The sequence below is a fragment of the Flavobacterium sediminilitoris genome, assembly GCF_023008245.1.
Taxonomy (GTDB): domain Bacteria; phylum Bacteroidota; class Bacteroidia; order Flavobacteriales; family Flavobacteriaceae; genus Flavobacterium; species Flavobacterium sediminilitoris.
The window spans coordinates 838,198-849,291 of sequence record NZ_CP090145.1; the positions used below are offsets into that span (position 1 = coordinate 838,198).

Sequence of the window (11,094 nt, forward strand, 5' to 3'; positions counted from 1 at the left end):
ATAGACATTAATAAAAAGAGGCTTTGTTTTTTTAAACAAAGCCTCTTTTTATACAAGTTTTAAATTACACCAAACTATTTGCTACTAAATATTCTGCAATTTGAATAGTATTTGTAGCTGCGCCTTTTCTTAAATTATCAGCAACAATCCACATATTTACAGTATTTGGCTGGCTTTCATCTCTACGAATTCTTCCCACAAAAACATCATCTTTCCCTTCTGCATACAAAGGCATTGGAAAAGTAAACGTATCCGTATTGTCTTGAACTGTTACCCCTGAAGTAGCATGCAAAATCTGACGAACTTCAGCAACATCAAAATCATTTTCAAATTGAACATTAACTGCTTCACTATGACCACCAACAACAGGAATTCTAATAGCAGTAGCTGTTACAGCAATAGTTCTATCATTAAGAATCTTTTGAGTTTCACGCACTAGTTTCATTTCCTCTTTTGTATAACCGTTTTCTTCAAAAACATCACATTGAGGAATTGCATTTCTATGAATCTGATATTTATAAGCCATTTCACCCTTAACATCAGAATACTCATTTTCTAACTGTTGTACTGCTTTAACACCAGTTCCTGTAATTGACTGATAAGTAGACACCACAACACGTTTAATTTTATATTTTAAATGTAATGGAGCTAAAGCCATTACCATTTGAATTGTTGAACAATTTGGATTTGCAATAATTTTATCCTCTTTTGTCAAAGAACTTGCATTTATTTCAGGAACCACTAATTTTTTTGTAGCATCCATTCTCCACGCTGAAGAATTATCTATAACAGTTGTCCCTGCTTCGGCAAACTTTGGAGCCCAAATCAAAGAAGTTTCTCCGCCTGCAGAAAATAGAGCAATCTCTGGTTTCATATCCACAGCTGTTTGCAATCCAACTACTTTATAAGTTTTCCCATTCCATTCCACTTCTTTACCAACAGATTTTTCTGAGGCAACAAGAATTAATTCAGTTACTGGAAAACCTCTTTCTTTTAATACTTTAAGCATTATTTCGCCTACCATTCCGGTAGCACCTACTACGGCAACTCTCATTTTTTTAAAAATTTAATATTACAAAAGTATATAATATTCTTTTGTTCTATCCTTGAAATTACAAATTTCACAAAATTTAAACAAAACAAACTATTTTATAAAAAAGAACCCCGAAAATATCGGGGTTTAGTTAGAATATATAATGTAGCGGTAATCTATTTTTTTAATAAATCTCTAATTTCTGCCAACAATTCTTCTTGAGTTGGACCTGCTGGAGCTGGAGCCGCTTCTTCTTTCTTCTTCATTGCATTCACTCCTTTAACAATCATAAACATCACAAAAGCAACAATAACGAAATCAATTACATTTGTTAGAAACTCCCCCCATAAAACAGCAACTTCTCCTTCTAAAACACCTTCTGCATTTGCAACACCTTCATGAATAACAAACTTCATTTCTTTAAAATCTGATTTAAAAATCAAACCAATTAACGGAGAGACAATTCCTCCTGTAAAAGAAGAAACTACTTTATTAAAAGCAGCACCCATAACGAAACCTACAGCTATATCAACTAGGTTTCCTTTCATTGCAAAATCTTTAAATTCTTTTAACATACCTAAAAAATTTTTTGGATTAATTATCACGAAGATAATAATTTTTTAACATTTCATTTAATTTTTATAATAGACTCTTTTTACCCGTTTTGAAATTCCTGTTAAAACTTCATAAGCAATTGTTTCTATTGCCTTTGCAATCTCAGTCACTTTAAGATAATCTCCAAAAACAATTACTTCATCACTCGGTTTACAATCTATATTTGTTACATCAACCATCATCATATCCATGCAAATATTACCTAAAATAGTAGCTTTTTGATTTTTTATCAAAACGTATCCTTTCTCATTTCCCCAAGCTCTTCTAATTCCATCAGCATAACCTATTGGAATTGTAGCCACACGTATTTCTTGATCCACTCTATATTTCCTGCTATAACCAATACTTTCTCCTTCTTTAATTATCCTGATTTGAGAAATAACACTCTTCAGCGTACTCACATTTTGAAGATTACTATTTTCAATTTGAGAATTTCCAACTCCATATAACCCAATTCCCAAACGAACCATTTCTAACTGCATATTACTATAATTAAAAATCCCTGAAGTATTCAATATATGTCGAATAGGTTTTATTTCTAATGCATTAATAACTTCATTAGAATAATCAGTAAAACGACTAAATTGTAGCTTTGTAAAGTCATCAAACGAAGTATCATCTGAAGCCGCTAAGTGAGAAAAAACACTTTTAATTTGAACAAAATTATTATTTTTTAAAAGAGAAATTAATTCTGGTAATTGAGCTTCTTCAAAACCAAGTCTATGCATTCCTGTATCCAACTTAATATGTATAGGATAAGACGCAATATTTTTCTCTTTCACTAATTTTAAAAAAGCTTTCAATCCTGTAATTGAATATATCTCTGGTTCTAAATCATAAGCAATCATAGCATTAAAACTACTATTTTCAGGATTTAAAACCATAATAGGCAATTTTATTCCTGCTTTCCTAAGTTCAATTCCTTCATCTGCAAAAGCAACTCCTAAATAATCTACTTTATTATGTTCTAAAAGCTTTGCTATTTCAAAACCTCCATTGCCATAACCAAAGGCCTTAACCATAACCATTATTTTAGTTGTTGACTTCACCTTCGATTTATAAAAATTAAGATTGTGAACTATTGCATCAAGATTTATTTCAAGTACTGTTTCATGATTTTTTTCTTCTAACAAAACAACAATTTCATCGAAGTTAAAACTACGTGCACCTTTAATTAATATTGTTTCATTCTGAAATGATTCCGTATTAAATTGCTTTAAGAATTTAGCTGTTGAATGAAAAGAAATCACATTTGGTAATTCTTTTAAATATTTAGAAATAGTCTCTCCAATAACAATAACCCTATCAATTTTATTGTTTTGAATAGCTAATGCTACTTTCTTATACAACTGTTCAATTGGCAAACCTCCTTGAAAAATATCTGAGAGAATGATTGTTTTTTTCTGATATTGCTTTTGCTGTTCTAAAAAATCCAATGCCATTTTCAAAGACTGATAATCAGAAGAATAAGAATCATCAATCAAAACACAATTATTTATTCCTTTTTTAGCCTGTAATCTAATCTCAACAGGATATAGATTCTGAACACTGTTAATAATAGTTTGAACATCAACATTTAAATATAACAAAACAGAAATACAATGCATTGCATTTGACAAAGAAACAGCATCTTCAAATGGAATTGTAACACAAAAAGAATTACCGTTATAAAAAACATTCAACTTCGTTACACCATCATCCTTTTCTGCAATTTTTTCAGCATACACAGTCGCTTCATTATCAATAAAACTCCAAGTAAAAACAGCATTAACAATGTGTTTTTCAACTTCTTCATTTTTTTGAAGTACAACAACTTCACAATTTTTAAAAAGCCTTACTTTTTCAGCTATTTTTTCAGATTGATTCTCAAAGCCATCATCATGAGCCGTTCCAATATGAGTAAAAACGCCTATATTGGGCTGAATAATTGCTGCTAATTTTTCCATTTCTCCTTTTTGAGAAATTCCTGCTTCAAAAATTCCCAAATTATGATTTTCATTAGCTCCAAAAATAGATAATGGAACACCTACTTGTGAATTATAACTTTTCGGACTCCTTACTATTGAATAATGTGAACTTAATAAAAAATTCAACCATTCCTTCACTATTGTTTTCCCATTACTTCCTGTAATACCTATCACAGGAAAATGAAACAACTTTCTATAATATTTTGCTGTTTGTTGTAGTGCTAATGTTGTATCAGAAACAATTAAAAAAAGAGCTTTATCTTTAACATCATTAGGAATATGATCTACAACAAAGCACCTAACACCACTTTCTATAAGTTCCCCAATATAAGCGTGAGCATCATGGTTTTGACCTTTCAAAGCAAAAAACAATGTCCCAGAATTATTTTGCATAGATCTACTATCAATTGAAATATTCTCAATGATAAAGTCTTCAAAATCACCACTAATTTGTGCTGTAATTTCGGTAATTATACTTAAAATAGAAAAAGTCATTTATAATTTCCCTTCTTTATTTTCTTTCATTGCTTTAAAGAAAGCCGCACGACTCAAAGGTTCATACTCTTCCGTTTCACCTAACAAAACCAATTTACTATCTTGTGATTTTCTAAAACTATAATTAGCCAAGTTCCCTGTTCTAGTACAAACAGCATGAACTTTAGTTACATATTCTGCAGTTGCCATTAAATTAGGCATTGGTCCAAAAGGATTCCCTTTAAAATCCATATCTAACCCAGCTACAATTACTCGTATACCACTATTTGCCAAATCATTACAAACTGAGACAATCTCATCATCAAAAAATTGTGCTTCATCAATACCTATAACATCACAACCTTGTGCTAAAATACGAATATTCCCTGCAACAGGAACCGGTGTAGATCGTATTTCATTTGCATCATGAGACACAACCAATTCGTCATGATAGCGAGTATCTACGGCTGGTTTAAATATTTCTACTTTCTGTTTGGCAAATTGCGCTCTTTTTAAACGTCGAATTAATTCTTCAGTTTTTCCTGAAAACATAGACCCACAGATAACTTCTATCCAGCCAAATTGTTCAGATTGATTTACGGTATTTTCTAGAAACATTTTGTATCTTTCGGTCGATTAATATTATTTTCTGTTACTTTTGTAAACAGAACAAATTTATTAAAAAACCAACCATATATTCAATTTCTATTCTATAAAGTTATGAAGAAAAAATTAGAAGCCGAATTAATCAGCATAGCACATCGCGTTTTAAAACTAAAAAATCGTTCTGAAACCAAACAATTACAGTTAGAAGCCAAGAAGATATACGAAATGTTAACTGTTCTCTCTTTTTATGAAGATAATTTTGAAACTCTAAAAAATGAAATTTCACAAGAAGAACTTGAAACAAAATTAGAAAACCCTATTGTTTCTAACAATATAGAAGCTCACACAAAAGCAGAAAACGACATTATACCTGTTCAAGAAACAGAAAACAATACGACAGAAAAACAATTTGAAGAACCTAAACCTTCTGAAGAGAAAAAAGAAGAAAATAATGGAACCGCTCAGCCAGCATTATTTGATGGTGTTCTTATAGAAGATTACAAAGAAGTCGACTTTGTAAAAGTAGAAGAAGTTCCAAAAGAAGTTGAAAAAATAGCCGATTTAACTTTTGAAAAAGCAGTAGAAACAGTTGCAGAACCTGTTCAAGAAGAAACAAAAATCATAGAAAAAGAAAAAACTTCTAACGTTGTAAATGAAGAGCCTAAAACTATGTCTCTAAATGATCGACTTACAAGAGGAATCAATATTGGATTAAACGACAGGATTGCCTTTGAAAAAAAACTATTTGGCGGAAATCCAGACGATCTTAATCGTGTTCTTTCACAATTGAATACATTTGATTCTTTTGAAGAAGTAAAAGGATTCATAAATGATTTTATAAAACCAGATTACAACAATTGGGATGGAAAAGAAGAATATGAAACTCGTTTTTTAGAAATAATAGAAAAAAAATTCAACTAAAAAATGAATAAATATCTAAGAATAGCATATTGGATTTTTACAGCACTATTTTGTGCTTTAATGCTATATTCTGCTAATATGTACCTTAGTAATTACGAAATGGTAAATGGCTTTTTTGTAAATTTAGGCTACCCTACATATCTAATATACCCACTAGCTATTTTAAAAATAATTGGTGTAATTACAATACTTACAAACTTTAATAAAACATTAAAAGAATGGGCTTATGCTGCTTTCTTCTTTGAAATCATTTTAGCATTTTTTGCACATTATATGATAAAAGATGGAGGGCAAAAAACTGCACTTATTGCAATGATTTTATTATTGACTTCCTATTTTTTATATAAAAAAACAAGAAAATAAAGAAAAGAAAATGGGTAAATTATTCCTTGTACCTACACCTATAGGTAATCTAGACGACATGACTTTTAGAGCGATTAAAACACTCAATGAAGTCGATTTAATCCTAGCAGAAGACACGCGAAATAGTGGAAAATTATTAAAACATTTCGAAATTACCACACAAATGCATAGTCACCATATGCATAACGAACATAAAACAGTAGAAAACTTAGTCCAAAGAATGCAAGCAGGCGAAACCATCGCTTTAATCAGTGATGCTGGAACACCTGCCATTTCTGACCCAGGCTTTCTATTAACCCGAGCTTGTGTAGAAAATGGAGTTGAAGTAGAATGCTTACCCGGAGCAACAGCCTTTGTTCCTGCTCTAGTAAACAGCGGGCTACCAAATGATAAATTTGTTTTTGAAGGATTTCTTCCCGACAAAAAAGGAAGACAAACTCGTTTTCTAGCCTTAGCTGAAGAAACTAGAACCATGATATTCTACGTTTCTCCTCACAAACTAAATAAAACACTAGCAGAATACATTCAGTATTTTGGAGAAGACAGACGTGTTTCTGTTTCTCGAGAAATTTCAAAATTACACGAAGAAACAGTTCGTGGAACAGCAGTAGAAGTATTACAACATTTTGAAACAAAACCAGCAAAAGGAGAAATTGTAATATGTGTTGCAGGAAAGAGCATGAAATAATTATATTACCATTTTACAAAATTTAAAAAAAGAGGCTTAACTTTTTTGTCCATTCAAAGGTCGTTAAATATATAGAACTATGGCACAACAGAAAACGCTTACGCTCTTATTTGAAGTATAGAACACCTAAAGAAATAGAATTATAATTTTATCAAATCAAAAATATAGCATAGGTCTTAGAAAATTCATCAAACTTTTTATTACAAGTTCACTTTTTCTTTAAGCACTTTTCATAACTATTTTACTTCGATAGAGTTTGCATCAACTTTTACAAAGGTTCCTTAGATTAGTAATTATTTTTTAAGATGCGCTCCATTTATAAATACGCTCTACCTGAACACCTAGTCTATTTACTAATTCTTTAATCTTTTCTTACTCGTAACTTAATTTTACTGCTTCTAATTTAATTCAATACTGTAAAATCGTTTTTCATAATTATAAGATATTTATTTTAAAACAGTCTTAAAATTTATCTCCGAGTAAAAGTAGCAACTCCACTTTACAACCATTTTAACAGGCAAATTTAAATGGTTGTAGATAATATTCAAACATTTATTATCATCTTTAAAACCTACGGGTTTACTTCTATAAAACAATAAAGAACTCCGTAGTAATATATAAACCCATCTGCAAATAAAATATTTCCTTGATTACTCGAGCCTATTCTTGATTACTCGAGCCTATTATTAAGTTTGGGATTGCTTTCTTTAAAAAATTCTTTAGTATAATTCTTTACTCTCAACCAAATTTCACTAGACTTTTCTTATACAAAACACCTTATTAAACTGATAAAACTCTTCTCTTTTCGAAATAAAACTTTGTATTAAAGACTCTTTATGTTGCTCACTAATATCTTCTCTTTGAACCTCTAAACATAAGCTATCTAAAGTGTATTTTCTTTGATTAATCTCTTTTCTCCCGCTAATTCTATCTCTTGAGTCATTTTAAAACCATCAAATAACTTAACATCATCTACATAAAAAATAGAGTTTGATTTAAAAAAAGAATACAGATTATAAGATAACAGAACAACTAACAAAATCATATTGATTATTATTAGAATTTGCCATTTCTTATTTATCACAAAAAAAATTTAATTTCAAACAAATAACAAGTTATTATACTACATTATAAAAAGATTTTTTTTATAAAATTTTACTTAACAAATGTTTTTAGGATGATTTACTATTTGCTAACGATGTTATTTTTAAATAGTCAAACCTTTTAATCTTTAAATCTAAAGTTTTATCTTTGCATCTTATTTCAAAAAAGATATAAATGAATAAATTACTAATAGTAGGTACGGTAGCCTTTGATGCTATTGAAACACCTTTTGGAAAAACGGATAAAATTTTAGGTGGAGCAGCAACCTATATTGGTTTGTCTTCTTCTTTTTTTAATGTTAATGCTGCGATTGTTTCTGTTGTCGGAGATGATTTTCCAAAAGAATATCTAGATTTATTAGAAAAAAAAGGAATTAATATTGAAGGAATAGAAATTGTAAAAGGAGGAAAAACTTTCTTTTGGAGTGGAAAATATCACAACGATTTAAACTCAAGAGATACATTGATTACAGAACTTAATGTATTAGCAGATTTTAATCCTATAGTACCTCAAGAATATAAAAATTCTGATGTGGTTTTATTAGGAAATTTACATCCATTAGTTCAGGCAGGAGTATTAGATCAAATGACGGAAAAACCTAAACTAATTGTTTTAGATACAATGAATTTTTGGATGGATTGTGCTTTACCAGAATTAAGAAGTGTAATTGAACGTGTTGATGTTATCACAATAAATGACGAAGAAGCTCGTCAATTATCAGGAGAGTATTCATTGGTAAAAGCTGCTGAAAAAATTCACACAATGGGACCTAAATATGTCGTGATTAAAAAAGGAGAACATGGAGCATTATTGTTTCATAAAAAAGAAGTTTTCTTTGCTCCTGCTTTACCACTAGAAGAAGTGTTTGATCCAACAGGAGCTGGAGATACATTTGCAGGAGGATTTGCAGGTTATATCGCTCAAAGTGAAAATATATCATTTGACAATATGAAAAACGGGGTTATTTATGGCTCTAATTTGGCTTCTTTCTGTGTAGAGAAATTTGGTACAGAGAGAATGGAAAATCTAGAAAAAAACGAAGTTATTTCTCGTTTGCAACAATTTAAAGCGCTAACACAATTTGAAATAAAATTAGATTAAATAATTATGCCTCGAAAATCGAGGCATTTTTAATATAAAATTCATTGATTTAACTATATAATAACACACAACACAACAACTTTATGAGCGACGCTATTAAACATGAATGTGGCATTGCCCTTTTACGATTATTAAAACCTTTGGAATATTATAAGGAGAAATACGGATCTTCATTTTATGGAGTGCAAAAGATGTATCTTCTTATGGAAAAACAACACAATAGAGGTCAGGATGGGGCTGGTTTAGCTAGTATAAAGTTAGATGTTGATCCTGGACAAAGGTATATAAGTAGAATTCGTTCAAATGATTCACAACCTATTAAAGATATTTTTTCGCAGATAAACGAAAGAATTAGCAATGAACTTGATGAGAATCCTGAATATCAAAATAACGTATCATTACAAAAAGAAAACATTCCATATATAGGAGAATTATTTTTAGGACATGTTCGTTATGGAACATTTGGCAAAAACAGTATTGAAAGTGTTCATCCTTTTTTACGTCAAAATAATTGGATGCATCGTAATCTTATTGTTGCAGGTAATTTTAACATGACAAATGTTAAAGAATTATTTCAAGATTTAGTTAATTTGGGTCAACATCCTAAACAATTAGCAGATACAGTTACTGTAATGGAAAAAATAGGACACTTTTTAGATGATGAAGTCACAGCTTTATATCAAGAGTGTAAGAATGAAGGTTTAACAAAACAGGAAGCTTCTCCTGTAATTGCCGAAAGATTAAATATTCCTAGAATTTTAGAACGAGCTTCTAGAAATTGGGATGGAGGATATGCAATGGCTGGTTTGCTAGGACATGGTGATTCTTTTGTAATGAGAGACCCTGCCGGAATTCGTCCAGCTTTTTATTATCAAGATGATGAAATTGTAGTTGTTGCTTCAGAAAGACCTGTTATACAAACAGTATTTAATGTTTCTTTTGAAAAAGTTAAAGAGTTAAATCCTGGAAATGCAATTATTGTTAAGAAAAACGGATCAGTTTCCATAAATGAAATCAGAACACCTTTAGAAAAGAAAGCGTGTTCTTTTGAAAGAATCTATTTTTCAAGAGGAAGCGATTCTGAAATTTATAGAGAAAGAAAAGAATTAGGAAAATTAGTTTTTCCTTCCATTTTGAAAGCAATTGATAACGATACTGATAATACCGTTTTTTCATTTATTCCTAATACTGCTGAAACATCATTTTACGGAATGGTAGAAGCGGCAAATGATTTCTTAAACCAAAGAAAGATACAAACGATATTAGAGAATAGAGAAAAATTATCCGAAGAAAAATTACAGGAAATACTTTCAGTGAAATTACGATCTGAAAAAGTAGCAATTAAAGATGCGAAATTAAGAACATTTATTACGGAAGATAGTAGTCGAGATGATTTAGTAGCTCATGTTTACGATGTTACTTATGGCGTTGTTAAACCAACAGATAATTTAGTTATTATTGATGATAGTATTGTAAGAGGAACTACTCTAAAACAGAGCATTATTAAAATGATGGATAGGCTGCAACCTAAAAAAATAGTAGTAGTCTCTTCAGCACCTCAAATTCGTTTCCCAGATTGTTACGGAATTGATATGGCAAAACTAGAAGGACTAGTTGCTTTTAGAGCAGCATTAGAATTATTAAAAGAGCGCAATTTATATCATATTGTTGATGATATTTATAAGAAATCGAAAGCACAAGAAGATTTTAAAGATGCAGATGTAATAAATTATGTAAATGAAATTTACGCTCCATTTACGGATCAGGAAATTTCAGATAAGATTGCTGAAATGCTTACTCCAGAAAACACAAATGCAGAAGTAAAGATTATTTATCAAACCGTTGATAATCTACACAAGGCATGTCCTAAGAATTTAGGAGATTGGTATTTCACAGGAGATTACCCAACAAATGGAGGTAATAGAGTTGTAAATAAGGCATTTATGAATTTTTATGAAGGAAAAGACGCTAGAGCGTATTAGAAGCCTCTTTTTGACGATTTTTTTAACCATTCAACAAATATTTTATGCTAGCATATCAAATCTATACTACTTTAGTACTACCAGAAAATTAGTAGGTTAAGTTTTATGGTAGATTTGGGGCAAAAAGGGTGAAAGTAATATTTCACCTTTTTTATTTTATAAAAGTATTTTTAAAGATTCAAAGAACCTTTAAACGTTTTTTTTAGTTGTTTAACAATTTTTTTATGTATAGAATATATG

General features: G+C 30.1%; 9 protein-coding genes. 5 read left to right on the forward strand and 4 right to left on the reverse strand.

What is annotated here, in order from left to right:
- Positions 1 to 64 precede the first annotated feature (64 nt).
- The 4 genes from LXD69_RS03935 to LXD69_RS03950 all read right to left on the reverse strand — a co-directional run bounded on the left by LXD69_RS03935 (position 65) and on the right by LXD69_RS03950 (position 4,707).
- Positions 65 to 1,054: an aspartate-semialdehyde dehydrogenase gene (locus LXD69_RS03935; RefSeq protein ID WP_246917717.1), complete on the reverse strand. Its 990-nt coding sequence runs from the start codon at positions 1,052 to 1,054 to the stop codon at positions 65 to 67.
- Positions 1,055 to 1,209: 155 nt separating this feature from the next.
- A complete protein-coding gene (mscL, locus tag LXD69_RS03940) occupies positions 1,210 to 1,608 on the reverse strand; it encodes a large conductance mechanosensitive channel protein MscL (protein ID WP_045970889.1) in 399 nt (132 codons plus the stop codon).
- A 57-nt stretch (positions 1,609 to 1,665) separates the two neighbouring features.
- Positions 1,666 to 4,110, reverse strand: a complete 2,445-nt coding sequence (locus LXD69_RS03945) for a bifunctional UDP-N-acetylmuramoyl-tripeptide:D-alanyl-D-alanine ligase/alanine racemase (protein WP_246917718.1) — start codon at positions 4,108 to 4,110, stop codon at positions 1,666 to 1,668.
- Positions 4,111 to 4,707, reverse strand: coding sequence for a thymidine kinase (locus LXD69_RS03950; protein ID WP_045970885.1), 597 nt, complete (start codon positions 4,705 to 4,707; stop codon positions 4,111 to 4,113).
- A gap of 102 nt (positions 4,708 to 4,809) precedes the next feature.
- Here LXD69_RS03950 and LXD69_RS03955 point away from each other — a divergent pair, with 102 nt between their 5' ends.
- The 5 genes from LXD69_RS03955 (at position 4,810) to LXD69_RS03975 (ending at position 10,854) form a co-directional block, all read left to right on the forward strand.
- Complete coding sequence (locus LXD69_RS03955; protein ID WP_246917719.1) at positions 4,810 to 5,616, forward strand: hypothetical protein; 807 nt, start codon at positions 4,810 to 4,812, stop codon at positions 5,614 to 5,616.
- Positions 5,617 to 5,619: 3 nt separating this feature from the next.
- Entirely contained in the window at positions 5,620 to 5,979 is a 360-nt protein-coding gene (locus LXD69_RS03960; RefSeq protein WP_045970881.1) for a DoxX family protein, read from the forward strand.
- Between the two features lie 10 nt (positions 5,980 to 5,989).
- Positions 5,990 to 6,667, forward strand: coding sequence for a 16S rRNA (cytidine(1402)-2'-O)-methyltransferase (gene rsmI / locus LXD69_RS03965; protein ID WP_246917721.1), 678 nt, complete (start codon positions 5,990 to 5,992; stop codon positions 6,665 to 6,667).
- A gap of 1,278 nt (positions 6,668 to 7,945) precedes the next feature.
- A complete protein-coding gene (locus LXD69_RS03970; RefSeq protein ID WP_246917722.1) occupies positions 7,946 to 8,872 on the forward strand; it encodes a PfkB family carbohydrate kinase in 927 nt (308 codons plus the stop codon).
- 83 nt (positions 8,873 to 8,955) lie between these two features.
- On the forward strand, positions 8,956 to 10,854 hold the full coding sequence (locus LXD69_RS03975) for an amidophosphoribosyltransferase (protein WP_246917723.1): 1,899 nt from the start codon (positions 8,956 to 8,958) through the stop codon (positions 10,852 to 10,854).
- Positions 10,855 to 11,094 lie beyond the last annotated feature (240 nt).